Origin of the sequence: Parapedobacter sp., assembly GCF_035556095.1 — a bacterium.
Lineage (GTDB): Bacteria > Bacteroidota > Bacteroidia > Sphingobacteriales > Sphingobacteriaceae > Parapedobacter.
Genome location: NZ_DATMFT010000004.1, coordinates 229236 through 256055 on the forward strand (window position 1 = coordinate 229236; position 26820 = coordinate 256055).

The window sequence follows — 26820 nt, forward strand, 5'->3', positions numbered from 1 at the left end:
GGAGCCCATTTCAATCTGAAGATGGTAGACCTTCAATAAGGTACCTTGGCGATTAATTGCGCTCCGACTAATTATCCATTGGCGAAAGGATTGTGCAACTGAATACCCGAAGGAATTTGAAGCCCGCTAAGTCGGATACAACCCTTGTAAATCGTCAAAAACTTGTACCTTTACTTTAAAAAAGCATGGCAAACATACACATCCCAAGGCTCGACCTGCATGACTACACCCACGGATCGGCGGAGCAGCGCCATCAATTTTCACAGGCCGTTGGCAAGGCGTTCAATGAGACGGGGTTTGTCACCATCGCCAACCATGGCATGGATAAGGCATTGATCGATGAATTGTACCAGGTTGTCCAAGCCTTTTTCTCCATGCCTGAAAATACGAAATCAAAATACGAAATCCCCGGCCTTGCTGGGCAGCGGGGTTATACATCGAAAGGGAAAGAAAAAGCGAAAGATGCAAAGGTTCCGGACCTGAAAGAGTTTTGGCAACGCGGGCAGGAGGATAACCCCGTTGTGGATGAATTGCCGCGTTTCGACCAAGTAACCGGTGACGTGTTCCGGCGGCTGGAAACCGCGGGCCGTGCATTGCTCAAAGCGATCGCCGTATACCTGGGCTTGGAAGAGGACTATTTCGAACCCAAGGTCATACAAGGCAATTCCATCCTACGTGCCATCCATTATTTTCCGATCGAAGACCCGGACAGCTTACCCGACGACGCCGTACGCGCCGGCGCCCATGAAGACATCAATCTCATCACGTTACTTATTGGCGCTAGTGCTGATGGGTTGGAAGTACTCACCCGGGACGGTACGTGGTATCCGGTGAAAGCCCACGGTGAGGACATCGTGGTAAACGTGGGCGACATGCTTCAACGGCTCACCAACAACAAACTGAAATCGACCACACACCGCGTAGTCAATCCGCCACGTGAACTGATGACGACCTCCCGGTTCTCCGTACCGTTCTTTCTTCACCCGAAAGCCGATATGAGTTTGGCAGCACTGGGATCATGTATCGATGCCGAACACCCGAAGGCCTATCCGGATGTGACGGCAGGCGAGTATTTGGACGAACGGCTCCGTGAAATCGGATTAAAGATGTAATGTAGACACGTTGGAAACCCGCGACTGGAAGGCCTCGCCTTATGGAGGGGTTTGCTGGGGGTTTGCTTGTGGTCTTCTTGCCATAAGGGTGCGCAAAACAGCCGGCAAACTACCAGCTCACCGCACGCAAACCGCTAAGCCACGCGCAGCAGTCAGACAACGGTCCACCAGCAGGTACACGGCCGACTAACCTATTCCTAACGACTTAAAACGCCGTGAAAATTGCTTCCAACTCAGCCTGTACAGACTGCCCTTTATCGGCATTATACCATTGCTGCGTAGCGATTTTCTGTTGTTCGAAGTCGGCGTTCTCCGCCTTAAGCCGATCAAACAGCTTTTGGCATTCCGCCGGGCGCGGCCCCCATGTGGCGAGATCAGTACCTTGGCCATCCCGGATGATCAATTTGGGAATGGACTTACTTCCACCAGTCAAGTATTCGTTGATACGGAACGGCTCAGCATCGCGCAACTCGTAGTCCACGGAAATCAGCGGGTTCAGTTCGGCAGCCAGTTGTATAAAAGGCACGGAGTGTGCGGCATCGCCGCACCAAGGCTCGGTAATCACAATCCATTGCTGGGGCTGTGAAATCGCCCTAATCGTTTCGCCAAACGTTGCGGACAACTCGCCTTTCTTCAACCATCGATTCATCCGCGACCAGTTGAGCTTGGTGTAATCGAGATATACCGCATTATCGTATGGGGGTTGCGGCATAGGATCGTCTAATATTCGGCTGAATTCAGCCCGATAAGATTGAAAATTCATCGATGCAAAACTGTTAACTATTTTGCGTGTAAAGGTAGGCAATGCGTACCGGCGATACGTCGCGGCAGTGTCAGATTCCCCTATTGCAAGTTCTCCCGGATGCGCTTAGGCAATCCGGCTACCACCAGCTCATAACTATGGTCAACAAGCTCGGCCAACTGTTGATCGCTTAATTCGCCATCACAAGCCACCTGGTTCCAATGGCGTTTATTCATGTGGTAGGCTCCTTGGATCGTGTGCGGGTGCTGATCACGCAACTCCAGCGCAAATTCGGGGTCACACTTGGCGCTGAACGACAGTGGCTGGCTATCCAGCCCGGCGAGGAGAAACATTTTACCGGCTACCTTGAATACGAGTGCATCCGGACCGAACGGACAGCTTTCCGTTACCGCGGGTTTGGCTAGGCAATATTCACGTAATTGTTCGATATGCATGTTTTAGTCGTTGGTCGATAGTCTTATGTCGATAGTCTTACGTCGCTAATCTTACGTTTACTGATTACTTCGGATCAAACATCGACATTATTCAATCAAATCGCAAAACGGAAATCTCATATCTCATGTCTCATATCCCCGGACAAAATGACACAATGTCATGATGCAATTACTGATAATGACGCTTTAATTGCTATCCGGAGACAATTGGCATCGAAAGTGCAATTGGCACAAGGCTTGTTACTTGAATAGCACAAGTGATTTTATCAAGTAGAAAAAAGAAATAAAGATATGGCAAAAATTATTGGAATCGACTTAGGAACTACCAACTCTTGCGTAGCTGTGATGGAGGGTAATGAGCCGGTAGTCATCACCAACAACGAAGGTAAACGCACCACCCCTTCGATTGTGGCATTCGTAGAGAATGGTGAACGCAAGGTGGGTGACCCTGCTAAGCGCCAAGCCATTACCAACCCAAAAAAAACCGTCTCTTCCATCAAGCGGTTTATGGGTACAACTTATGACGAGGCCGCCAAGGAGGCCAAACGTGTACCTTACAGCATTGTGAAGGGCGATAATAACACACCCCGTGTGGAAATAGACGATCGCAAATACACCCCTCAGGAAATTTCTGCAATGGTTCTGCAGAAAATGAAAAAAACCGCAGAGGATTTCCTAGGCCAGGAGGTATCGGAAGCCGTAATTACGGTGCCTGCTTATTTTAACGACGCACAGCGCCAAGCAACCAAAGAAGCGGGCGAGATTGCAGGGTTAACTGTAAAGCGGATCATCAACGAGCCGACGGCGGCAGCGCTTGCTTATGGATTGGATAAATCCAGCAAGGACATGAAAATCGCCGTATTCGACTGCGGTGGCGGCACGCACGACGTATCCATCTTGGAACTGGGCGACGGTGTATTTGAAGTAAAATCAACCGATGGAGATACCCATTTGGGTGGTGACGACTTTGACCAGGTTATCATCGATTGGTTGAATGACGAGTTCAAGAACGACAACAACGGTTTCGACTTGAGCAAAGACCCGATGGCACTGCAACGCTTGAAAGAAGCGGCGGAAAAAGCCAAAGTGGAATTGTCAAGTTCTTCTTCCACCGAGATTAACCTGCCCTACATCACGGCAGACCAAACTGGCCCCAAGCACTTGGTACGCACCCTAAGCCGTGCTAAGTTTGAGCAGTTGGCTGATAGCCTGATTAAGCGGACGATCGATCCTTGTAAATCAGCACTGAAAAATGCAGGTTACTCGGCCTCCGATATCGATGAAATCATCCTCGTCGGTGGATCAACCCGGATTCCGGCCATCCAGGAAGCAGTGAAGAAATTCTTCGGCAAGGAGCCTTCTAAAGGTGTAAATCCGGACGAAGTGGTTGCACTCGGTGCTGCTATCCAAGGCGGTGTATTGACCGGCGAAGTGAAAGATGTACTGTTGCTCGACGTGACCCCGCTGTCGTTGGGTATCGAAACCATGGGTGGCGTCATGACCAAGCTCATCGAGTCGAATACCACCATCCCGAGCAAGAAATCGGAAGTGTTTTCTACGGCATCGGATAACCAGCCTTCCGTGGAAATCCACATCTTACAGGGCGAACGGCCTATGGCGGCGCAAAATCGCACCATCGGGCGGTTCCACTTGGATGGCATCCCACCCGCACCGCGCGGTGTACCGCAGGTCGAAGTGACATTCGACATCGACGCCAACGGTATTCTGCATGTTTCGGCGAAAGACAAAGCCACCGGAAAGGAACAAAAAATCCGCATAGAGGCATCTTCCGGGTTGACCGACGACGAAATCCAAAAGATGAAGCAGGAAGCCGAAGCCAATGCCGAGGCAGACAAGAAAGCAAAAGAGGAAATCGACAAGCTGAATGCTGCTGATGCCCTCATCTTCTCTACGGAAAAACAGCTGAAGGAATACGGCGATAAAATCGGTGCGGATAAAAAAGCACCCATTGAAGATGGTCTGAAGAAGTTAAAAGATGCGCACGCGGCTAAAGACTTCGCTGCAATCGATGCGGCTCAAGCTGAATTGCAAAATGCATGGAATGCGGCCTCCGAGGAGATGTACAAGGCTTCTCAGGAAGCAGCGGCAGCCAACGGGCAAGCTGGTGCAGAAGGTGGTGCAGAGCAGGCAGCGGGCAACGACGACGTGACCGATGTCGAATTCGAAGAAGTCAAAGACGACGACAAGAAATAAGTTTTAAGTCGCTAGTCGTTAGTCATCATAACTAACAAAAAACCTCGCGGGATAGACCTGCGAGGTTTTTTATTAGTTATTTTTCTAGTTCTTAAAACAGCTTTTCGGGATATGCACCACTATTCACCAATTTGGCAATACTTTCCTGCACAATGGGCTTATCTTCGGGATAGGTAACTCCGAACCACTTTTGCGAGGTGGGAAGCACCTTAAAGGTTGCTTTGCCTTGCTTAATCAATTCATCGGCCACCTTCGGAATCAAAAACTCCGACTTCGGATTATCTTCATTGGCCGGCACAAATGCTTTGAACAACTCCTCGCTTACCTTGAAAATGGCAGGCGTAAAACCCCAGAAATTCATCGACACCCTGCTGCTCCTGGGCAGTTCGGTTTCCACACCATCTTCCTCAAAGAAAATGCGCTTTTCGCCATCCACTTCCTTAAAATAAACCTTCAGCCGCTCATCGATTTCCGTCATGTTACCTTCATCATCCACCTTGCATACCCCGCGCGAAACAGAACCATAATCAGACAAGGTCTTATCTATCTGGTAGCCCATCAACGAAAACTTATTGTCAGTCACCTCATGGGTAAGGAATTTGGCCATCTTTTCAAACGCTTCATAGCCATAGAAATCGTCGGCATTAATGACGCAGAATGGTTCGTTGATTTGATTACGAGCAGAAAGTACCGCATGGGCAGTTCCCCAGGGTTTCGAACGCTCGATTTGCTTATCGATGCCAAACGGTGTCAAATCATAACTTTGGTAAACGTAGTCCGTCGCAATCTTTCCAGCTAGCTTCGACTCGAATATCTCCTTGAATTTATCCGCAAATTCCTCCCGGATGATGAAACTCACTTTTCCAAACCCAGCCCGGATGGCATCATAGATGGAATAGTCGATAATCGTTTCTCCGTTAGGCCCGAATGGGTCTATCTGTTTCATGCTTCCATAGCGGCTGGCCATACCGGCCGCGAGAATTAACAAGGTGGGTTTACTCATTGTTTTAACTTAATTATGATGAATTGTGTTCTTCAAATGGCCAAACTTAGCTAAATTCCTACTGATATAAAAATATCCACCGTTGCTATCGCCTCAACGCCTTTTCCGGAACATTGCCGTCACTAAACCGTTAGCTAGCCGGGCCAGTAGTTTGGTTGCTTCCCTAGCCAATGTCGTTGTCGCCGCTTTCTGTGCTGCTTCCAACGGAGTCTGCCGCGTACTTCGCCGACTTGTGGATTTCTTTGCAGTCTGCTTGATTTCGGCTTCGCGGGCCTCTTCGGCGGCGTGTGCCTGCATTTTCTCTTCTAGGATTTCCGAAGCACTCCGGCGATCCACTGCTTCGTGATATTTCGTATACATGGGTGAAGCCTTGACCAATCGGTCATATGTTTGGGTGTCCACCGGTCCCATAACGGCCCGCGGAGGTATGAGGTGCGTAGCCACTACCTCCGTCGGGATACCTTTATCATTAAGTACGGTGATCAGTGCCTGTCCTGTCCCGAGCGACGTGAGTACTCGGTCTATTTCATAAAAATCGGATCGCGGATAAGTTTTTACCGTTTTGCGCAACGCTTCCGCATCATTGGGTGTAAACGCGCGTAGGGCATGCTGCACGCGGTTACCCAGTTGTCCCAATACACTTTCGGGTATATCGGTCGGCGATTGGGTACAGAAAAAAACACCCACTCCTTTGGAGCGGATAAGCCGCACGATCTGTTCCACTTGGGTGAGAAATGCCTTCGGTGCATCTTTGAAGAGCAGGTGCGCTTCCTCGAAAAAGAAAACCAGTTTCGGCTTGTCGAGGTCGCCTACTTCCGGTAGGTTTTTAAATAGCTGGGCCAATAGACTCAACAGGAAAGTGGAAAATAGGATTGGCTGGTCCTGGATATCCGAGATATTCAGTAGACTGATTACCCCTTTACCGTCGACCCTTCCGAACAGGTCGTCAATGTCAAACTCCTTTTCTCCGAAAATATCAGATACGCCCTGCTGCTCTAGCGCCACCAGTTTGCGCAATATCGTCCCGGATGTGCTCCCACTTATTCGCCCATAACTGTCCTTGATCTCTTCCGCTCCCGATCCATCGGTGAGATAGCTAAGCAGCTTCTTCAAATCGGCAAAATCCACCAAGGGCAAGGCAGTGTCTTCGGCATACTTGAACACGGCAGCCAGCACCCCTGTCTGTGTATCATTCAGATCTAAAATCCGGCTAAGCATTACCGGACCGAAATCCTCCACGGTAAGTCGCATCGGGTTGCCTACTTTTCCGCTGAGTGAAAAAAGCTCGATCGGAAACCCGGAGGGCACAAATGGCCATTCCAGTGCTTCACCGCGCTCCACCAACGCCGGATTGGATTCGCCGGGCTGATGCAGCCCCGAGAGATCCCCCTTCACATCCAGCAAGAAAACCGGCACACCTACATCCGAAAGCTGTTCGGCTATCAACTGCAACGTACGGGTCTTTCCGGTTCCCGTAGCGCCAGCAATCAAGCCATGGCGATTCATCATCTTCAATGGCAAGTTCACTTTGGCCCTAGCAATGACCTCACCATCGAGCAGTCCTGCGCCTAAGAAAATAAAAGCCCCTTTAGGGTTGTAGGAGGCGGTTACTTTTTCGATAAAACTGGATTGGTCTCCCATAACGTATGTAGCAAATCAGGGGTGAAGCTACACACTTCGGAATATAATTCCAAACCAAAGGTTTGCAATTTCACCCTTAATTCATCTCCATACCTTATTACATCAAGAATGGTGATACAAGGTAAGTTTTTCAATAACTGTGGGGAGAATCAATCCTACCTCCATGCCACGGTTTTCAGCCTCAATTTTTAACAGATCACTGAAATGGTAACCGACAGATCCCACGCAATTGAACGTCAACGTTCGATATGCGGGATATAAACACACTAATTTTTCGAAGAAAACCCGAAAAGCCTCCCCGACAATCCGTTCACGGTATTTTCCCTCCGCTTCGGGCTCATCCAGGAACCGTGTGAATGACGCACAATATCGGTTAGGGTAATTCGAAGCATATACCTGCTCCATGATTTCAGCCTCATGTAACCCATATTTGCGTTTAAACGCATCACGTATCGGGCTATCCATCTGGTTTCTTAGGAAATCCGTTAATATACGTTTCCCGATAGCGGCACCGCTCCCCTCGTCGCCCAGCAGAAACCCCAGCGAATCGATGTGGTAGGTAATTGCACTGCCGTCGTATAGGCACGTATTGGTACCGGTACCCAAAATAGCCGCAAAGCCCGGATGATCACCAAGCAATGCTTTCGCAGCGGCAAGCAGGTCCACAGACACTTCGACCGTAACAGCTGCTGTAAATACCTGTCTCAGCGCCCGCTCCATGTTGGAAACTTGGCTGCCTTGGCACCCAGCACCATAGAAAAAAACACAATGTACTTCAAGTGGGGCCAAGTGTACGCCTACCTCAGACGAGATGGCGGCCCGAATGGAATCGATATCCATAAAAAACGGATTATAGCCAGAAGTCGAGAAATAGGTCGTCAAACCATCAGCCGAAATTATTCCCCAATCGGTTTTTGTAGATCCGCTGTCCGCGACTAACATCATAATCGATATCCTCCTTCCTGCTTCTTGCCCAGCCGGTAGCCGACTGTCGCATACCAACCAATGATGAGGTAACAGGGAATGACCACCCAATAAGCCTGATGGGGATCAAACTGATCGGCAAGCCAACCATAAAACAGCGGTATAACCGCTGCCCCGGAAATCGCCATCACTAGCAGGGAAGAACCGATCTTGGTAAATTTCCCCAACCCATCGATTGCCAAGGGCCATACCGACGGCCAAACGAGCGAATTGGCCAAACCGAGTAATGCAACGAAAACCACCGATGCCACACCGTCGGTAAATACAGCAAATAAGCCAAAAATAATTCCTAATCCAGCCGACCATTTGAGTGCGGTACGCTGGCTTACGAATCGGGGTATGCATATTATGCCGATCAAGTAACCGATTAGCATACCAACAAGGGTAAAGGAAGTAAAAAACTTTGCGGTAGACAACGGGATACCTAGAAAAGCACCGTAACTGATGATGGTATTGCCTGCTATAACCTCAACACCTGTATAAACAAAAAGGGCAAGCACACCGAAAAGCAGCTGTGGGAATTGGAACACACTGGTTTTCCCCTTTGTTTCCACTCCACCCGATTCTGCTTCCAGCGTCGATTCATCAATTTCCGGCAAACTGGAGCGATAAACCAATAACGAAAGCACCAGCAACATGCCCGTGATAATCAAATAAGGTATAATCACTTTGCCGGCGAGTTTATCCAACACTGCCACCTTTTCGGTATCCGTCAATGCAAGCAACTGATTTTGTATACCGTCTGCGTTGTCCAATACCACCGCACCGAGAATCGCGGGTGCGAGAATACCGGCTATGCCATTGCAGATGCCCATGATGCTGATCCGCTTGGCCGCGCTTTCGATCGGCCCAAGAATCGTTACATAGGGATTTGATGCAGTCTGCAATACAGCGAGCCCGGCTCCCTGAATAAATAGGCCAAACAGAAACAGTGGATAAGAACGATAACTGGCTGCTGGCACAAAAATCAGGGACCCAACCGCTACCGCGAGTAATCCCACCGACATTCCCTTTTTGAATCCAGTAAACTTCAGGAGCCACCCGGAGGGCACGGCCATCACGAAATAAGAAATATAAAATGCAAAAGCGACCAAATAGGACTGAAAGTTATTCAGCTCACAGGCAATCTGCAGGTAGGGAATCAACACCGAACTCAGCCAAGTGATGAATCCGAAGATGAAAAATAGAACACCGATAATCACCAGTGGTTGCAGGGAACCTCTTTTTCCCTGCGTTATGGTATGAAGAAGTGGCTCCATCAGCTACTACCGATTTCTTGACTTGATAGATTCCATAATCGTTTCATAGACGTTCTCGGGAAATATATTCGGTTGGCCGTACCAAAAGAATGAATCAGCCCCTTCATAAGTGCCGGCTTGAATATGCCTGCTGGTGGGGAGATAACTGGAGACATCGTTGCAATAACCGGCTACAGTGACTAATTTGTCAGGCCATAGTGCCTTGATGCCCAAGCTGTATTCGGTTGTTGTTTCCCTTGAAATCCCTATCAGTTTCCAGTTCCCGATATTAAATGTCTGCACAATCACCGGCATGGTCGCTGGCATTTCATCGCTGTTGATATAGTTAAGCATCAAATCCGCCCATCGCACGTTCTTCTCTGCACCAACGTCGCCTTCCCTTCCTGCATTTGCTGTCCGGAATTCCCTGATTTTATCTTCCGGCCAGGGACGGCTGTCAAACTTTACGGTATCCAGGTGAAAAGTAATGTCACCTTCGATAGGTTGCATCGCATCGCCGTCAAGCACTTCCGTTACGGCGGATACTAATTTTTCCGCTGTCACTCGATGATCCGCATCCACGGGATTGATATCACCACCACAGCCCTGCAAGAACATAGCGGATTTTACATTCGAGTGGTGCAACAGCATTTCCCTAGCGACACCGGGGTAATTCGGGCTAATGGTTACACCTTCGCGACCTGCATTTTGGAACACGGGATGGCAACCCGCCAGAAATACGATATCGTCCTTATGCAGGTTTTGGTAATCGATACGGATTACATCAAGCGCCTTGTCATAGGGTAAGTCGGTACCCGGCAGACTCCGATTATGTCCAATTTCAACTTCCGACTTCCCGATATATAGGTTTGCCGGCTGCAGGGTCTGTGTTGCTTGTCTCATCGCGTCCATGACAGCAGATTTAACCACCGTGTACAGGTATGCACTGTCCGGTTTTTGGCAATGCGGCCCCCAGGTATGCCATTTTTGCGTAACGGGGGCATAATGCGTATGCGACGCATTCACCATCACGGCATTGGGTGCTATGCCGAGCGTTCGTTGCACATCCTGCTTCACGGCGTCCACAAAGCTGGCATCAAAGCCACAGACATCCGCCCCCAAAACAGCGACCCGGTCTTTCCCTTTTTGAATCACCAACGCATTCACCGCAAGCTGGCGCGTGCTACTGTGCTGCCCTTGATACAGTGTGCCTGACCGATCCAACGCCCAAAACCCCTTATCAGACGCCATCAATAACTGCATATCCTGATTGTAGGTAATCCCATTGTGGATTGCTACCCGTAGCCAGCCGGTGGGCTCATCATACCGCAGGATTTCCTGCTCGGCGGTGAGTACATAGAGGTCATGCCGGTCGCCCATGATATCGATCACATCGTCACATTCCCACATAGGGTTCCAAGTCAACGGACCGCGACGGTCTTCCGCAGTCCAAAGCCTTCCCGCCGTATCCAGCATAACCAATTGGTCCTTCCAATACGTTAACGCCCTTGGCGTTTGTTGCAATACCCCTTTGCGCCTCCAACGCAACTCACCGCGGCTGGGTATCTTGGCCTCCAGCAATTCATTATCGACATCCAACGCGAATAACCGATTTTCACTCCCGGCAATCATGCGGATATTCGTCGATTGTGCAACTGCGATCGCTTCGCGTTTCAGCTCGTTCAAATCGATCTGCCAAACCCCGCCCTCACGCAGCATGTATAATCGGTCAGCTACCGCTGTGGCATCGTCTGCCTTACCTGGGTTTGCGCATGCTTTCCATTCGAGCGAAAAGCGTCCTTCACGGGGTGCGCCATAGCCGGCTAGTGCCACGGAAAGAATGGCATGATCCGGTTCGATGGATGCCTGTCCTTTGCCGATGCGGTATTCGTATTGTGCGAATGCGGGTGGCGGGAAGGCCACAAGTGCCACAAGCCCGATGAGACAACCAAAGCCGCTCCATTTCCGATAGTTCACCATACTAAACGATTTTTGATACATTTTCCAGCGCTTGCTTTACACTACCATGCCTCAATAGTATGGTTTTGGCTTCCTCATAATCCGCAATACCGGTCTTTTCCATGAGCATCCGTACGGCCCGGTCTGTGATTTTGTCGTTGATCAGTGCCACGTTGACCATGCTGTTGTCTTCTACGCGCCCTAATTGAATCATTGTGGTGGTACTGATCATGTCAAATATCATCTTTTGGGCCGTACCGCACTTCATCCGGGTGCTACCGGTAACAAATTCCGGTCCCGTGACAACTTCCACAGGGAACATAGCCGCAGCAGCAATGGGCGAATCGGGGTTACTAACGATACAGCCTGTGGGGATGCCGTGTTGTTTGCACTGATGGAGGGCGGCCAACACAAAAGGCGTGGTGCCGCTGGCCGAAATACCCACAACGACATCGTTGGAAGTTACCCCGGCCTCCTGCAACCGCGCCCAAGCCTCCGCTGTATCATCCTCCTTTTCTTCCAATGCATCTGCCAGCCGATCGACACCTCCGGCCAAAATGACGTTAAATACCCCCTTAGGTAACCCATACGTTGTCGGAAGCTCGATAACGTCTAATACGGAAAGCCTACCACCACTACCAGCACCCACATAAAACAGGCGACCGCCAGTGCTAACTTTTTCCACAATCGCTTTAATCAGCCCGCTGAGTTGGGGCAGCGCCTCCTTTACCTGGATTGCAACCGATTGATCCTCCTGATTAATCAACCCAATAAGCTCATCGACTGATTTCTGTTCCAAATGCCTGTACGCAGACTGGCTTTCCGTAATTCTCAAATTCATTCGAAAATAATTTGTTCTTTAATTGCCTCATGGAACCTGCATTTTCATTGGCACTATTTGACCTCAACGGCAATGAAGCTTGCGCTTCCGCAGGTTACATCGCCTTTGGTGCCAGACGCTGACATGGCAGGTTTCATGTATTTTTCCTTTTGCTCCCTATTAATACAACCACGACCAAACTCCACTCCCTCGACTAAATCTTCGCGATTTGACTGGCATATTTTTGGATTTTTCGTATCGCTTCCGCAATCTGTTCCATATTTTCACGTGTGCCCAGCAGCATGGTCTGGAAGAACCAAAGTGATTGCTCACCGGTCAATTTATCATTTTGCGGGCATTGATTGCGCTCCAGCCATTCTTGCATGGTCTTCTTCCCATAAATCCGCAGGTAATGCGGATTGGAGGCCAAGCCGGTGACGTAAGCATCACGGTTCATCTGGCCATAACCCCGGTCGCATGGTATTCCTTCCGCATTGAGCGCTTCCACAAATTTGTCGCGGCTAAGCCCGCCAAAATGTTCCTTCAAGTATCGAAACATATACAAATGGTAGGCGCTCTGTGTAGTCCCCGGGTACCATTTCGCCGGTTCGATACCGGGGATATCGGCCAATAGTTCAGTCAGGTATTTGGCGTTTTCCGAACGCGTGTTAACCTGCTGCTGCAAACGTGTCATCTGTGCCAACAGCAAATTACCTTGAAACTCGGTCAACCTCAAATTTGTAGCCCGCGTGCCCGTGCCCGTACCATAAGACGTACCCGTCCCTCCCTGTCCTTGGTTGTGAAAGGTATAGCAGGCCCGAGCAAAGTCTGCATCGTTGGTCAAAATAGCCCCGCCTTCGGCGCAGTTGAGGTTTTTAGACGACTGGAAACTGAAGGCTCCCGCCAGACCGAAGTTGCCAACCTTTTTACCCTTCCATTCAGCAAGGTGGGCTTGGCAGGCATCTTCGATGATCGGTATACCGGCTTTTTCACTTAGCCGCATCAACGCGTCGATATCCGCCGGTGTGCCGCCGATATGCACCGGCATAATGGCTTTCGTTTGGGCAGTCACTGCAGCTTCCGCTTTTTTTACGTCAATTTGAAAGGTTTCTATATCTGTATCCACCAGGATCGGCAATGCATAGTTTAACACTACGACATTATAAGTGGCAATAAACGTATACACCGGGATGATGATTTCATCCCCTGGGCCGACATCCAATGCCCCCAAGATGGTAGTCAGTGCCGCCGTACCGCTGGATACGCCCAAGCAATGACCAACGCCGTTCAGTCCGGCATATGCTTCTTCAAACCTCGCCACAACGGGACCGTTAAGCCGGCCCCAACTTCCGCTTTTTAATACCGAAATCAGCGCTTTCTCTTCCGTATCATCAAAAATAGGCCATGCACTAAAACCACTAGTGTATGCTTTACTACCACCCAAGATGGCTGGCTTCGCTGACTGTTGCGCCCAAACAAACTGTGGGCCACTAAGGGTCAACCCTGCACCGGCAGCGGCGGTCATGCCGATAAATGCCCTTCTGTTAAATTTCTGTTTCATATACGCTATTAAAATTAAACTAAACCTACAAAAAAAATGGAGTGTGTTAAAACTATGGCTAAATTATTGGTTCGCCTTGAGTGGCCAGAGCCCACGAACATCAAATTCATAACGCCACACGTCACCTGCGGCATCCATCGCCAACAAATCATCACCCAACGCAACGACCGACTCATACATATCCCAGCCGCTCCCAAGCTGTACGCGCTGCTGCGGCATGCCTGTTTCTCCCATCGGTATTTGCCATAAGGTACCATCTTCTTGGATGCCAAGCAGCGAATCCCCATAAGCAAACAAATGGATATACCGATTCCAATCGGCAGCCAAATCACGGATGTTCCCACCGTCCAGGTCACCAAACTCGCTATATGGATAAGCAGTCGTCAACCCATCGGGCCGGACGCCGATTAAATAATGCTGATACGGTATAACACGGTCAAAAATATTCCAGCCCCAACCAATCGTACGGCTGTCCCCAAAATTGCCCGCCGCGTCCACTTGATATTGAAACACATCGGTCGCGATTGCCACGATCCGATTAGGTGTGAAGTAGAAGATGTGGTTAAAACCACCCCATCCCTGGCCGATCGCCTTTGCATCGCCGAAGCGACCTTCATCGGCGGAATAAAGCTGTAAGGCACCCGTAGCGTCCCGTACGATGAGTTGTTCTTCCGTAAAAGGTATCAGCAATTCCTGCCCACTACCAAGTGACAATACCTTTTGGCGGGGCACTTCACCGGGTCCGAACGACGCGATTACTTCCACATACAATGTTTGCAGCGCCTCATTTACGGGCGTACCTTCCGCCGTCAGTCTTATTGGCAACAAGTAAGGTTTAAAGGGCTCCAGTTGGTCCTTTGGGTTCACCACCACATCGAACACGGGAGTGGAACGTTGCCCGGGATCGATTGTCGCGGTTGTCTGCGACAGGGAAAAACTGGTAGGGGGCAGAAACTCGTAATCCACTTCGTTTTCCAAGTTATAGGCCTCCACCAAGCTTTCGTCGGGGGTAAATGAAACTGAAATAGGCTGTTCGGCATTTTTAATGCCTGCATAATAGGCGCTGTATCCGATGCGGAAATCTTCATCCGTCAGGGTAACGCCCAAAGTAAGCGGCTGATCATTAGCCTGCGGTATGTACACCTTTCCGAACCCCTTTAATGTGGCCATATCTTCATCGATTGCGATATTACTGCTGCATCCCATCAGCAGCAGTACAAAAACCGCAGCCATATAGTAATTTATTATTTTCATCTTTGTTACTTTTTAGCCATTATTCCTTACCATCCCGGGTTCTGCACGAAACTGGGATTTTTGTCGATTTCCGCTTGCGGTATAGGGAAAAGATAGTGCTTGGGTGCCTGAAAAACACGTTTTTCAAACTCAGTCCGCTGATAGAAGGCATCGTCCTGCAGGTGTGTCCCTGCCGCTATATTCATTCCATAAAACGGACCGCTCTCCGTTTGATTGGCGATTTTCCAACGGTGGCAATCAAAATAACGATGTGTTTCAAAGGCTAGCTCAATACGTCGTTCGTGTCGGATGCGTTCCCGCATCTGCTCCTTAGACAAGCCCTTGGGCAATAGCGGCATACCTGCCCGCTCACGGATGGCATCTACATATTGGTATACGTCGGCAACGGGGCCACTTGCCTCATTCAATGCTTCGGCATAATTGAGGTAAATCTCACCCAGCCGGAAAAAAATCCAGGTCTTTAACGAAATTTCACCCTTCGAAAGGTTCACCGACGGGTCCAGGAACTTCTTTAGCAAATAACCGGTGGTGTTATAATCTCGGCCAGCATTACCACGGCCGTCGGCACCGGTTTGCCAGAACTCCATCCGGTGCCCAGCAAAGGACGCACCGTTGAAATTGATCGTTGCATAGAACCGCGGGTCGCGGTTCACATACATGTTTCTTACGCCCGCCTGCCATCTACCCTGCGGGTCGTCTTCCGCCGCATAGCCGGCTTCCAGGTAGCCCGATGCCGTATTGATAACGGGACTACCGCTACCTGTGTAGTTAGTTATCGGCATTTCGCCGTTGGCCATTTCGTACGCATCGACGATGTACTGTGTAGGGTTCCAGCCGTTCCATCCACCCAAGCTGCCTGGGAATGCGCAACGTTCCATCCATGCGTCGCGACCACTGTTGCGGGCAAACAACACTTCCTCATTGTGGTTGGTGATGAACAACTGTTGATAATTTGCGATGGGATCGTTGCTTGCCGACCGGAATAAACGATAGCCGGCCTGCTCGCATTGATCGATGCATTGCTTGTTTGCTTCGGCGGCGATTGCCCACCGCTCCGATGCGTAAGAAGTGGAAAACAGGGCCGTTCCATCCTTGTCGGTAAAATCAGCGTAGTCGGGGTTCCCGTTCCACAGTGGGCTGGCGTGGTAAAGTAGTACGCGCGCCTTCAAAGCCAGTGCCGAAGCGGCAGTAGGGCGGCCGAGATGGCGGCTTTCAACAACTTTCATAGGTAGCCGCTGGATTGCTTCGTCACACTGGCTGACGACAAACGTGACACATTCGTCCAGTGGCCGCCGCTTAATCTGATGGAAATCTTCATCCAGACTCGCAGCGTAATCCATGATGGGCACGGGTCCGTAGATCCGCATCAGCATGAAATGGTAGAATGCCCGCAAAAACAGTGCTTCGCCAATCCAGCGGTCTTTATCTGCTTGGGTAAAGGTGTTATCCAGCGGCGTGAGCTCGATGTATTTCAGAAATATATTGGCTTTCCGTATCCCCTCGTACATGTTCTTCCATATCTGTCCCGCCACATTGAATGCATTCCAAGAACCGCGATTCACCAGCTTGGCAAACTTCTCCGGCCACGGCACATTCAACTCGTCGGATGCAATGACAAATGGTTGTATTTCGGCCATATCCGTAAAATAGATTTCATTCGGAACTCCGGCATAAATATCTGTCAGGAAAGCTTCTGCATACCGACGTTGCAGGAAAGCCTCTTCAATGGTAATATCTTCCTCGGGCGCTTTATCCAAAAAGCCCTTCTGGCAGGATGCCATCATCAATTGAACGATGGCAACAAACCCAAGTATAACAAGTTTTTTCATCATTATCTGGTTGGTAGTGGTTAATTAAAGTTAATTTGCACGCCGAAGTTGAAGGACCGCTGTAGCGGATATCCGCCGGTCCCATCGTTAGACTCCGGGTCAATGATCTTGACATGGTCCCATGTATATAGGTTCATTCCATTGATGAACAAACGCAGATCCTTCACATGTAGCCGACGGACCACGTCTTCCGGTAAATTGAAGCCGATTTCGGCATTCCGCAACCGGAGGTAGTTGCCATTCCGCAGCCAGATCGTCGAATTGAGAAAATTATTCGGATTATTTCCCCGGTCAATCGCCGGGTAAAGCGCATCCGTACGGTCGGGTGTCCAACGGTTGTCGTAGTATTCACGCAGTACATTGTTCACTCCTTCCCCATCATAAAAAGGCCACATGGAATAACCGCTCAGGAAAATACTCGATTGTGCTGCCCCGGTAAAATACATACTGAAATCCAACCACTTGTAAGCCACCGTACCCCCGAAACCAAATGACATTTGTGGCAATCGCGGATAACCAACCGGTACACGGTCGTACGAATCAACTATCCCGTCGCCGTTTATATCGCGATACTTTACATCTCCCGGACGGGCTATCGAAAACGTTTGGTGCGGCCAAGCCTTAATATCTTCCTCGCTTTCAAAGAATCCTTCCGCAATATAGGTATGGTGTGTGCCCACCGCCAGCCCCCGCGATGACAAATAGGGATAACGGCGTTCCGGTTCGTCATTTTCAACAATCTCATTTTTTGCAAAAGTGAAGTTGCCGCGGAATGTATACATCCAGCCGGAAGTAGTCGCGTTGCGTACCTCCAGCAGGGCGTCTACCCCCTTATTCTTCATTACACCGATATTGGCATAAGGAATGGACCAAGGGAAGAAACCGGCCACATCCGGCACCGTAGACCGCCGCATAAGGATGCCTGACCTGTGTTCATTAAACGCGTCTACCTGCAGTGTAACCTTGTCGTTCAGCAAGCCTACATCGATGCCAAGATTGTTTTTCGTTGCACGTTCCCAGGTTATCCGGTCGTTTCCGATTTGGTTTTCCTCCATCCCATAATACAGCTGTTGATCGGGGCCGAACAGATACGACTGCCCGGCTGTATTGATGGTGTTGAGGAACAGAAACCGTTGGCCGATCTGGTCATTGCCCACCTTGCCGTGCGAGCCGCGGATCTTGAAATGATTGACCAGTTCCCAGTTCCAGAACGATTCGTTCGAAACCACCCAGCCTGCCGAAAACGCTGGAAAGAAACCGAAACGTTTACCTTTGGGAAAGTTCTCCGAACCGTTGTATCCAAAGTTTACCTCGGCGAGGTATCGATCGTGGAAGGCATAAGTCAGCCTTCCCGAAACGCCTTGCTTCCGGAATGGCAGATTCTGGATGGAGCTTCCCGCAGTGAGATCCACATAATCGCGTTGGTTGTACAACAACATTGCCGTTAGGTAATGTGCGTCGAACGTCCGTTCGAAGTTGATCTGACCCTCCATGTAAATCGCACGGTTGCCCGCGTTAGCTATTGCATAGCCTAGGGGCTTCTCTTCCCGGAAAGGTGTACTGTAACGGTCTTCACCCGTTTCCGGGTCCTTGCCTAAGTATCTTTTCACTTCAAATTCTTTGGTGCGGACGTTGTTGGTCAGCGCATAACGATCATAAGAGAAAAGCCCACGTACCGACAGTCCTTCCAATAGCAACGACGAAAGATCCCATCTACCGCCGAATGTCGCCTGAAGTGTGGTGTGATCTTGTGTCGAGTAACCCGACTGCGTTGCAAGCCCCCATGGGTTGCCGCCGATATACGTGGATGCACCACCGGGTGTACCATCCGGATTCAGCACCGGGTAGGCGATTGGCGAGATAACCCTCAACATATCAAATATCTGGCCTGAAGAGGCGCCGGGATAATTGCCGTTTTGAATGATACCGCCGATTCCCAGCTGCATGGTCAAGTTTTGGGCCAGGTTGATATCTACATTACTCCGGAAATTATAACGTTTGACATTGGCGTTCGTATTATACTTATTCGCAGGATCCTGTTTGTAAATTCCATTTTGCAATGTATACCCCACATTGGTATAGTATTTTATGATCTCCGATCCGCCTGTTACGCTCAGGTTGTTGATGGTTTGCCACGTTTTTTTATTCAGTACAGATGCCGTCCAATCAGCATCTGGATAGAGATAGGGATCCGTTTGATCGAAAAACTTTACGATTTCTTCATCCGACCATCGCGGATCCAAGCCTTGGAAATCACGGGCTTCGTTCATCAAGAGCGCGTATTCTCCCCCACTGATGTAATCGGGCAGCCGCAATGCTGTCAATGAAGCCGTTTCGGTACGGAAAGTGATTTCCGGTTTGCCCACCACACCCCGCTTTGTATTGATAATAATCACACCATTTGCCCCTCGAACACCGTAGACCGCGGTAGCCGAAGCATCTTTGAGTATCGTAAAGCTTTCGATTTCCTGCGCGTTGATCTGATTCATGTTGCGCTCCACGCCATCGATGAGAATCAGGGGAGAATTGTTTCCGAACGTGGAAAGTCCGCGGATAAATACCTGTGCAGCATCGGCTCCAGGTTCGCCGCTAGACTGTCGTGTAATAATACCGGGCATCTTGCCGGCAATAGCATTCGAGAGGGAAGGTGTCGACGCCCGCTCCACGTCTCTAACCGAGATAGTCGACTGTGCACCCGTTACGGTAATTTTCCGTTGCGTCCCATATCCCACCACCGCAATCTCATCCATCATGCTGGCAGACACCGTCATGACCACGGTAAAAACAATACGGTTCCCCACGGGGATTTCCTGGGGTTCGTAACCGACATGTGTCAGCAGCAGTGTATCAATTGGTAAAGCCGTAATTGAAAACTGTCCTTCCGCATCAGTCGTCACGGTCGCTTCTCCACGTTTCTTGACAGATACGGTGGCTCCCGAAATTGCCTGCCCCGTATCGTCCGTCACTTTGCCGGAAATCTGCTGCCCGTCTTGTGCAGTGGCAGACCAGGCAATGATTACCAATATCGCTATCGCACTTACGATGCGACATAACGAACGGATACCGGATTGATTTAAAAATACTGGCGTATAATCACGATTCATAAATTAAGTATTGGGTTAGCTACTATTTTTCCTATTAACGCATCAAATCAGCATTATGCCAGCAAATATATATACAAAATCAACAAATGCAATATTTTTTCTGATTTAATAATTTGAAACGCGCATAAATCAAGAAATTGAAATACCTAATATATTCCGCTATAAAAGTTGTTTCTTTCAGCAGCAGCAAGGAGATCGGCGTAGCGATCTCATTGATGCCAAAAAAAACAATTAAAGTATCAATACTTTATCTAAGTTTGCGGTATTAATGAGTATATATTTGCGGGAACCCGCACATTAAAACAAGCAAACGATGAGAAAAGATAAAAGGCACGCCTTTATTTTAAAGGAGGTCAACCTGCATAACAAGGTGCTTTCAGTCGACCTGAGTGAACAATTGAATGTTTCGGATGACACCATTCGCCGTGATATCAAGGAACTGGCGGGCGAGGGGAAGCTGATTAGGGTGCATGGGGGTGCTATCGGCAAGTCGTTCGTCACACCGTTCAATTCAGATAATGTGGTTTATGCCGCTACCGCCAAGGCCCAAATCGCGCACAAAACACTATCGTTGATTAAAAATAACATGGTTATTCTCACGGAAGGCGGGACAACCATGCTGGAACTCGCTAAGGCCATCCCATCAAATTTGAAAGCCACTTTTATTACAATCAGTCCGCAGGTAGCCATTACTCTTGCTCAACATGAAAGTCTCGACGTGATCAGTATCGGCGGGAAACTGGCAAAAAATGCAAATCTACATATTGGAGCAAGCGTCGTTAATCAACTAGCGGGCTTGAAAGCCGACCTCTGCATCCTGGGTGCGAATGCCTTTTCCTCGGAGGAGGGGCTCACTGATCTTGATTGGGAAGTTGTACAGGTAAAGAAAGCGCTTATCCGGTCAGCGAAAAAAGTGGCAGTCATCAGCATTTCCGAAAAACTGAATAGCGTAAAATGGCTCAATATCTGCTCAGCCAGTCAGGTTGACTACTTAATCACCGAACTGGAACCCGCAGACCAACTATTGAGTTCCTTTACCCAGAAAAACATCAAAGTACTTTAGAAAAACATCAACGGGCTGTACGTGCAAATCATCCTTTACAATATAGCAATGCGTAATTATCGCTTCCGGTGCCATATGCATCGATAGTTAAACCTTCGGTTAGGCGCGGTATCTCCATTCATAGATAACGAAATCGGATTGACCAAATCAGCGGCATTATCGCTCCACTTGAAGTCAAAGCTAGCGTGGTTACCTTCCAGTCCCAGCAGCTTTCTCGGAATAACCAGCTCCAGCTCATTGCCCTCATACCGAAAGTCCAATAGGGTAACTTCAGCCCAGGGATTTTCTTTTCGAGTCGCATCATAGCGCATGAGCGTTGTTTTATTCTCGTCATTCACCTGTTTATTTACTAGAAAATCATAGCCGAACCACCCGGTTTCGGGATTTTGATCCGCGTCAATCAATAAAAGCATCCAATTGTTATCCGTATGAGGCGACAACGCCCCGGCAGTCTGCACGTAGAAAGCGATCGATTCCTGCTGGAACGAGACCTTACTGACGACGATATCATTCCGGCCCGACGTATTCGTATAATGAAGCCCCCCATACCCATTATAATCACGATGAGCGACATCTGCCTTGGTATCCCGGTACTCCACATCGATCTGATTCCACTCGGTAAAATCCCCATCGATAACCACCCGATGAATTCCGAATAATGCGGGGATGGGGCGAACGCCTTTATAGCGGCGAATATTCTGTGCCATCTGCATATAGTAATTATCGGAGTAACCTCCTTTCATGGGCTGTATGCCTCGGTTGAATTCAGCATTATATTGATCAATAAAAACGAATGGGCTCTTGCGCCGCATGAAGTTTTGCGTTTTCCCTTCTTCCGTATCGTATTTGCCCGCGGTCCATTCATTCCAATCATTAATATATAAAAATTGGGGATCGGCCTGAAGCGCTTCGTCCCACCGCTCCTGGAAATAGATTCCATAGCCTTCCGGATTGTCAACGGTTTTCTTCAACCAAGGCACTTCCGTGGCTTTGGGCATATCGTGAGCATCCAAGGGAGGTTCTCCGTGCTGCCGGCTCCACGACTTTCCGATCAGTGTCGACGAGTGTTGAGCAGGAGTTACCGCTGCTTGCTCTTTCTTCCCTTGATGCCGGGAAAGCAGGCTGTCCGGATCCATATTACGTACCGCTTCATTCCCGAGATCATAGCCAAAACTCCAGTTGTCTTCGGTACCCACAAATCGCTCACCCGCCCACATATGATAGCCCCACCACATCGTTCGCAGGGTAAAGAAATCTTTTACCTCCTTCGTATAGTCGGTGTAAAACTCGGATGAATAGTCCGGATCTCCGTAATGCGGATGGTTGACATTGGTCTTAGCCTCAGGGGTGTAGTGCGGATTGGGTTGTTTGGCATCTTGTCCATTGGCATCGTATTTTGGGTTTCCATTATACAAAAGCAACGGCTTACCATCCCAATAAAACCATAGGTCATCGAAACGCTTGGTTTTATAAATACGATCATAGAGGTCCTGTACTACGGTAATCACATCTCCGTTAAACGCCCAAAAACAAAACTGCGGCACTTTGTTTCCTTCTGCTTTCATCGCTTGCATCGTGGTGAAAAGCACCTCCCATTCTTCCCAATAACGCACCGCATTGGTTACATCCATCACCAGCATATCCACCCCAGCATCAGCCAACATAGACATGTCTTTCCGGATCACATACTCGTCTTTGCTCAAAAAATATCCCATTTCAGGTTCCGCCCAGTGGTAGGCCCCTGTTGTCCACAGCGGGTGTTTCGCTTCTAATCGGGCTTCCGGGTTGGCCGCCAATATACGAGAAACATCGGCGTTATAGGGTGCCGGCAGTTTGACCTTTCCATCATCATGCCAGGTGATGTAAAAAATCCCGACGACCCTCCGCTGGTCACTTTTCACCGGCCCTACCTCTTCCAAATCGGGCATTGTCCGACCCAAAGCGTCTGAAGCAACCCACGTATCGGGATATATATCACGATAGTACGTGCCGTGGGCCTCCGTAGAAGTGACATCCTGCGCCAATAAAGAGGTGCTCACAAACAGTAATGCAATCGCACTCCACCTACTGAGGCGGCGCGGTAAAAGACCCAGCGTATAAACCATCATTTTTAATTAGTTAGTCGAAATACACTTTAGCCAGCGATTATCCCCAACAGCACTTACACACGTTGCTCACTGTCAAAAAACTGCGCTTTGAGAAAATATGAAAGCGTGTACGGTGCTTTCCGTATTTCACCTATGTAATCCAATTTAGCGAATTATAACGTGGCTATAATCGGTACAATAAACCGGAACGGCAACCCGCACTGTACTGAAGCAACCCGCACTATCCCTTGCAGGAACTCTTTATTCCGTTCCTTAATCAACCATCTTCATCAGTAGTCAACCGACGCAACATCAGGGCTGTGTTGTCGGCCCCATCACCTTCAACACACCCTTATCATCGATTTCCATCTCGTCGATGAAAACCACCCGTTCGTCGCCAGTCTTGGTTGTACGGCCATGGTATACGCACAACATCCGTCCATCCGGTAAGAACACCACACTGTTATGCCCAGTACCCGTTACGTTGCCGCCATTCGCCGTATTTTTTTCCAGCACAGGGTTGTTGGCCGCTTTAATATACGGTCCCAACGGATGTTCTGCAGTCGCATAGCCAACGGCATAGTTTTCTCCGGCAAAATGGTTAGCTGAATACATCATGTAGTATGTGCCGTTGTGTTTGAACGTGAAAGAACCCTCCGTCCACCTACGGTTCACTTCACGGCTGGTCACCGAACGGCTCTCCCATTCCGCCTGTGCATTATCCATGTCCACCGGGGGCCGCAAACACAGTACCGGCTCGCCGATGACTCCTGAAAAATCCGGCCGGAGCTCCACCCCGTAAACCCAGCTCTCCTCAATCTCGTCAAACCACCCTTTTTGCTGCGCCCAGCTAGCCACCTCACTTTCTACGGGGTGTTTATAGCAGCAGCGCGAATAATACAGAAACATGCGGCCGTCTTCCGCAAAATAAACATTGGCATCAATAATCGGATAACCGGGATCGAACAGCGGCCTATCATACATATCGATAAATGGACCGGTCGGCTTATCAGATACGGCTACGCCAATCTTGAAATTTTCCAACTCGTTGGTGGGGTTATCGCGCCATTGCGCGCTGTAGAACATATAAAATCTGTCGTCATGCGCATACACTTCAGGCGCCCAGTATGCGCCGCCCCAGGCAGCGGTGGAATCACTCCAACCGTTCTCATTGCTGGCGTAATAGACTTGGCCTTCGGATTTCCAGTTCACCAGATCGGTAGAGGAATAGGCTGCAAAGCCGTTTTTGGCACCACCACCGGTGCCATACATGTAGTAACGCGCGCTGGCGTTATCATAAATCACATACGGATCACCAAAAGCCACATCCAACGGGTTATTGAATGAGACAGCATCATCTTGTTGCGCGCCCGCCACATACGGTAGCGCAGCTGCGAAAAGGAAAGCAATTACAGTATTTAAATTCATCGGTCAATTATTTCGTTGTTTTTGTCAATTCATCCACATAGTGGAGCAGGATATGAAAAGCCGGCGTAGCCATGGCTCCATGGTCAAAACCGTCCAGTTCATAAAGGTGCACATTGGTATGCCCCACAAACTTCATCATCCGGTAGAAATATGCGTTTTCCTCATACCTGCCCAGCATCTCCATTTCCCGATCGCCAGTGATGAGCACCAATGGTGGGGCGTCGTTCCGTACGTGGTACAGCGGCGCATATTCGTCGACAATTGGTTGTGTGTCTTTTATCCCCCGTTCGGCGCGGACAGTCATGTGCGTGATGGCATGCCCGCTGAAGTCGACAATACCAGCCAGCTCATCCGCATCTTCACCGTATTTCTGCAGCCACGATTTGTCCAATCCCACCATCGCAATCAGATATCCGCCGGCGGAGTGGCCGGAAACAACGATCTTCTTCGGGTCTCCACCAAAATCCGCGATGTGCTTGAATGTCCAAGCAATGGCCGCCGCGGCATCATCAATATAAGCTGGAGCCCTCACTTTAGGGCTTAACCGATAATTAACGGCCACCACCGCCAGCCCCTTTCCTTTAAGTTCGCTGGGAATAAACTTCTGCCCCCCGGTGATACCACCACCGTGAAACCAGACAACCGTGGGAAAGTCCTTTTTATTTTCGGGGTAATATACATCCAATACACACCGTTCCTTTGCATAAGCATCTTCGACACCGTCGCCACGGTACCCAATATTTTCGACCAGTTGGTAGGTTATCGAATTGGCGGCTTGCTGGGCATGAGCGGTAATCACGAATGCGATCAAACACCAGCCTATCACTACATACTTTTTTCTGATGGTCATATCAAAACCTATTTGTTACTACGAGACCTTTTAAATCTTCATCGCTAAAAATACATAATGCCGATGGAAATGGAAAATTACTTCCTCGCCGGGTTTGCCCTTTCCGGCGTCAAATCTGGCAGATACGATCGCCACGTGTAAAGCTTAGTGCGTAATTCATCCACGATTTCAGGATGTGCTTCGGCAATGTTGGTCGTTTCGTACTTGTCGCTTTCCATATCGTACAATGTTACATTACCGCGTTGGTAGTCCATGAGCAGTTTCCATTTGCCCGACCGGATGGCTAGGTTCGGACTCCGATCGCGCCCTTTTGGATAATTAAACGCATGGGCATTCCGCCCATACTCCCAATACATGTCTTTTTTCCGCGGTGCCGGACTTCCCATCAGTACACCTACCCGGTTTTCGCCATCGCCTTTATAATTAGTCGGCACCTCAGCGGAAGCGATCGACGACAGCGTTGGGAACAGGTCGGTGGAGTTCAGCACCGAAACGCTGTCGGTAACCCCTGCGGGTACATGCCCTGGCCACCGCACAATAAATGGCATCCGGATTCCACCTTCGTATAGCGACAGCTTCGTTCCGCGGAGCCCGCCAGCCCGACTACCTTTAAAACTCGGCAAAGGCCCATTGTCGCTGGTAAAGATAATCAACGTGTTTTCAGCAATTCCAAGCTCGGCGAGCCCATCAAGCAGCCTGCCCATCTGTTTATCAAACTCGGCAAGCACCAGTTTGAAGGCGGCCTCCTCATTGGGATTCATGGGGAATTCTCCGGCTTGGCGTCGGTTTTCTTCCGGCACCCAGGGCGTATGCATATCATCGGGCCAGAGGTTGACGAAGCAGGGCGTCCCTTTGTGTCTGCGCAAGAAGTCGAGCGTCTTATCAATGAAATAAGCCGTTCGGTCCCACCGTGATATGCTGTCCACATCAGACCATATCCAGTCCGTCGCGGTCAATGCCGGGTCAGGCTCGGGGCTTTCATACGTGCTGGCATGTTCATCGAAGCCGTACAGGTCGAATCCCGGAGCGTTCTGGATGTCGCGGCCGCCGCCCATATGCCATTTACCGAAATGGCCCGTGGCGTATCCGGCTGCTTTCAATACTTTGGCGATAGATGGCGCATGTATGTTCAGGTAGTTAGCCTGTTCGGCCTGGCCGTTACTTTGGCGGTCATTCAGGAACGTGGTAAAATTCCATTCGGCGGGAAACATACCCGTTAGGATGCTTGTACGGGAAGGGCTGCAAATCGGGGAAGCACTGTAGTATTGCGTAAACTTGGTTCCTTCCGCAGCCAAGCGGTCAAAGCTGGGAGTAGGGATGATTTTTCCGCCGAACGCGCCGATGTCACTGAAACCCATGTCGTCAGCGAGGATGATAATGATATTTGGCGGTTCCTGCGCAGAAGCAGCTAAGGTGCTCACCAATAGCCCCAGCATCAAAAGCTTATTCATCATTTGTTTCGCGGTTCTCATCGTG

At 49.6% G+C, this 26820-nt stretch carries 19 protein-coding genes; 3 read left to right on the forward strand and 16 right to left on the reverse strand.

Going from position 1 to position 26820, the window contains the following annotated elements; translation table 11 throughout:
* Positions 1–185: 185 nt before the first annotated feature.
* Positions 186–1112, forward strand: a complete 927-nt coding sequence (locus VNQ80_RS01905; protein ID WP_325635752.1) for an isopenicillin N synthase family dioxygenase — start codon at positions 186–188, stop codon at positions 1110–1112.
* 205 nt (positions 1113–1317) lie between these two features.
* On the opposite strand, the gene VNQ80_RS01910 is transcribed toward VNQ80_RS01905, so the two are convergent.
* Together VNQ80_RS01910 and VNQ80_RS01915 are read right to left on the reverse strand one after the other, a co-directional pair.
* Positions 1318–1875, reverse strand: a complete 558-nt coding sequence (locus tag VNQ80_RS01910; RefSeq protein ID WP_325635753.1) for a thioredoxin family protein — start codon at positions 1873–1875, stop codon at positions 1318–1320.
* 80 nt (positions 1876–1955) lie between these two features.
* Positions 1956–2309 (reverse strand): MmcQ/YjbR family DNA-binding protein, encoded by a 354-nt coding sequence (locus VNQ80_RS01915; RefSeq protein WP_325635754.1) that lies wholly within the window; start codon positions 2307–2309, stop codon positions 1956–1958.
* 291 nt (positions 2310–2600) lie between these two features.
* Here VNQ80_RS01915 and dnaK point away from each other — a divergent pair, with 291 nt between their 5' ends.
* Positions 2601–4523 (forward strand): molecular chaperone DnaK, encoded by a 1923-nt coding sequence (gene dnaK / locus VNQ80_RS01920; RefSeq protein WP_325635755.1) that lies wholly within the window; start codon positions 2601–2603, stop codon positions 4521–4523.
* Positions 4524–4614: 91 nt separating this feature from the next.
* Here the strand turns inward: dnaK and VNQ80_RS01925 are convergent, their stop codons facing one another.
* From VNQ80_RS01925 to VNQ80_RS01970, 10 genes are all read right to left on the reverse strand, one after another.
* Positions 4615–5526 (reverse strand): nucleotidyltransferase family protein, encoded by a 912-nt coding sequence (locus VNQ80_RS01925; RefSeq protein ID WP_325635756.1) that lies wholly within the window; start codon positions 5524–5526, stop codon positions 4615–4617.
* Between the two features lie 93 nt (positions 5527–5619).
* On the reverse strand, positions 5620–7167 hold the full coding sequence (locus tag VNQ80_RS01930; protein ID WP_325635757.1) for a helicase HerA-like domain-containing protein: 1548 nt from the start codon (positions 7165–7167) through the stop codon (positions 5620–5622).
* A 102-nt stretch (positions 7168–7269) separates the two neighbouring features.
* Positions 7270–8112: a BadF/BadG/BcrA/BcrD ATPase family protein gene (locus VNQ80_RS01935; RefSeq protein WP_325635758.1), complete on the reverse strand. Its 843-nt coding sequence runs from the start codon at positions 8110–8112 to the stop codon at positions 7270–7272.
* A complete protein-coding gene (locus tag VNQ80_RS01940) occupies positions 8109–9410 on the reverse strand; it encodes a sugar MFS transporter (protein ID WP_325635759.1) in 1302 nt (433 codons plus the stop codon). Before VNQ80_RS01940 ends, VNQ80_RS01935 begins: the two co-directional genes overlap by 4 nt.
* Positions 9411–9416: 6 nt before the next feature.
* Positions 9417–11369, reverse strand: a complete 1953-nt coding sequence (locus VNQ80_RS01945; RefSeq protein ID WP_325635760.1) for a hypothetical protein — start codon at positions 11367–11369, stop codon at positions 9417–9419.
* A gap of 1 nt (position 11370) precedes the next feature.
* Complete coding sequence (locus tag VNQ80_RS01950; protein ID WP_325635761.1) at positions 11371–12189, reverse strand: N-acetylmuramic acid 6-phosphate etherase; 819 nt, start codon at positions 12187–12189, stop codon at positions 11371–11373.
* Between the two features lie 193 nt (positions 12190–12382).
* On the reverse strand, positions 12383–13729 hold the full coding sequence (locus VNQ80_RS01955) for a DegT/DnrJ/EryC1/StrS family aminotransferase (RefSeq protein ID WP_325635762.1): 1347 nt from the start codon (positions 13727–13729) through the stop codon (positions 12383–12385).
* Between the two features lie 63 nt (positions 13730–13792).
* The gene (locus VNQ80_RS01960) at positions 13793–14983 is read right to left on the reverse strand and encodes a BT_3987 domain-containing protein (RefSeq protein ID WP_325635763.1); all 1191 of its coding nucleotides are present in this window, start codon (positions 14981–14983) and stop codon (positions 13793–13795) included.
* A 26-nt stretch (positions 14984–15009) separates the two neighbouring features.
* The gene (locus tag VNQ80_RS01965; RefSeq protein ID WP_325635764.1) at positions 15010–16815 is read right to left on the reverse strand and encodes a RagB/SusD family nutrient uptake outer membrane protein; all 1806 of its coding nucleotides are present in this window, start codon (positions 16813–16815) and stop codon (positions 15010–15012) included.
* Positions 16816–16832: 17 nt separating this feature from the next.
* A complete protein-coding gene (locus VNQ80_RS01970) occupies positions 16833–19916 on the reverse strand; it encodes a TonB-dependent receptor (protein WP_325635765.1) in 3084 nt (1027 codons plus the stop codon).
* Positions 19917–20229: 313 nt separating this feature from the next.
* Between VNQ80_RS01970 and VNQ80_RS01975 the strand changes: the two genes are divergently transcribed.
* Positions 20230–20979: a DeoR/GlpR family DNA-binding transcription regulator gene (locus VNQ80_RS01975; protein ID WP_325635766.1), complete on the forward strand. Its 750-nt coding sequence runs from the start codon at positions 20230–20232 to the stop codon at positions 20977–20979.
* A gap of 56 nt (positions 20980–21035) precedes the next feature.
* Here VNQ80_RS01975 and VNQ80_RS01980 read toward each other — a convergent pair whose 3' ends face one another.
* The 4 genes from VNQ80_RS01980 to VNQ80_RS01995 form a co-directional block, all read right to left on the reverse strand.
* Positions 21036–23087 (reverse strand): hypothetical protein, encoded by a 2052-nt coding sequence (locus VNQ80_RS01980; protein WP_325635767.1) that lies wholly within the window; start codon positions 23085–23087, stop codon positions 21036–21038.
* A gap of 291 nt (positions 23088–23378) precedes the next feature.
* Positions 23379–24494 (reverse strand): glycoside hydrolase family 43 protein, encoded by a 1116-nt coding sequence (locus VNQ80_RS01985; protein ID WP_325635768.1) that lies wholly within the window; start codon positions 24492–24494, stop codon positions 23379–23381.
* A 7-nt stretch (positions 24495–24501) separates the two neighbouring features.
* A complete protein-coding gene (locus VNQ80_RS01990) occupies positions 24502–25344 on the reverse strand; it encodes an alpha/beta hydrolase (protein ID WP_325635769.1) in 843 nt (280 codons plus the stop codon).
* Between the two features lie 77 nt (positions 25345–25421).
* The gene (locus VNQ80_RS01995; protein ID WP_325635770.1) at positions 25422–26816 is read right to left on the reverse strand and encodes a sulfatase family protein; all 1395 of its coding nucleotides are present in this window, start codon (positions 26814–26816) and stop codon (positions 25422–25424) included.
* Positions 26817–26820 lie beyond the last annotated feature (4 nt).

What these genes read in the sequence shown, in the direction of transcription:
- VNQ80_RS01905 (WP_325635752.1), top strand. Translation starts at nt 186, where the DNA reads ATGGCAAACATACACATCCCAAGGCTCGACCTGCATGACTACACCCAC.
- VNQ80_RS01910 (WP_325635753.1), bottom strand. Translation starts at nt 1,875, where the DNA reads ATGAATTTTCAATCTTATCGGGCTGAATTCAGCCGAATATTAGACGAT.
- VNQ80_RS01915 (WP_325635754.1), bottom strand. Translation starts at nt 2,309, where the DNA reads ATGCATATCGAACAATTACGTGAATATTGCCTAGCCAAACCCGCGGTA.
- dnaK (WP_325635755.1), top strand. Translation starts at nt 2,601, where the DNA reads ATGGCAAAAATTATTGGAATCGACTTAGGAACTACCAACTCTTGCGTA.
- VNQ80_RS01925 (WP_325635756.1), bottom strand. Translation starts at nt 5,526, where the DNA reads ATGAGTAAACCCACCTTGTTAATTCTCGCGGCCGGTATGGCCAGCCGC.
- VNQ80_RS01930 (WP_325635757.1), bottom strand. Translation starts at nt 7,167, where the DNA reads ATGGGAGACCAATCCAGTTTTATCGAAAAAGTAACCGCCTCCTACAAC.
- VNQ80_RS01935 (WP_325635758.1), bottom strand. Translation starts at nt 8,112, where the DNA reads ATGATGTTAGTCGCGGACAGCGGATCTACAAAAACCGATTGGGGAATA.
- VNQ80_RS01940 (WP_325635759.1), bottom strand. Translation starts at nt 9,410, where the DNA reads ATGGAGCCACTTCTTCATACCATAACGCAGGGAAAAAGAGGTTCCCTG.
- VNQ80_RS01945 (WP_325635760.1), bottom strand. Translation starts at nt 11,369, where the DNA reads ATGGTGAACTATCGGAAATGGAGCGGCTTTGGTTGTCTCATCGGGCTT.
- VNQ80_RS01950 (WP_325635761.1), bottom strand. Translation starts at nt 12,189, where the DNA reads ATGAATTTGAGAATTACGGAAAGCCAGTCTGCGTACAGGCATTTGGAA.
- VNQ80_RS01955 (WP_325635762.1), bottom strand. Translation starts at nt 13,729, where the DNA reads ATGAAACAGAAATTTAACAGAAGGGCATTTATCGGCATGACCGCCGCT.
- VNQ80_RS01960 (WP_325635763.1), bottom strand. Translation starts at nt 14,983, where the DNA reads ATGAAAATAATAAATTACTATATGGCTGCGGTTTTTGTACTGCTGCTG.
- VNQ80_RS01965 (WP_325635764.1), bottom strand. Translation starts at nt 16,815, where the DNA reads ATGATGAAAAAACTTGTTATACTTGGGTTTGTTGCCATCGTTCAATTG.
- VNQ80_RS01970 (WP_325635765.1), bottom strand. Translation starts at nt 19,916, where the DNA reads ATGAATCGTGATTATACGCCAGTATTTTTAAATCAATCCGGTATCCGT.
- VNQ80_RS01975 (WP_325635766.1), top strand. Translation starts at nt 20,230, where the DNA reads ATGAGAAAAGATAAAAGGCACGCCTTTATTTTAAAGGAGGTCAACCTG.
- VNQ80_RS01980 (WP_325635767.1), bottom strand. Translation starts at nt 23,087, where the DNA reads ATGATGGTTTATACGCTGGGTCTTTTACCGCGCCGCCTCAGTAGGTGG.
- VNQ80_RS01985 (WP_325635768.1), bottom strand. Translation starts at nt 24,494, where the DNA reads ATGAATTTAAATACTGTAATTGCTTTCCTTTTCGCAGCTGCGCTACCG.
- VNQ80_RS01990 (WP_325635769.1), bottom strand. Translation starts at nt 25,344, where the DNA reads ATGACCATCAGAAAAAAGTATGTAGTGATAGGCTGGTGTTTGATCGCA.
- VNQ80_RS01995 (WP_325635770.1), bottom strand. Translation starts at nt 26,816, where the DNA reads ATGAGAACCGCGAAACAAATGATGAATAAGCTTTTGATGCTGGGGCTA.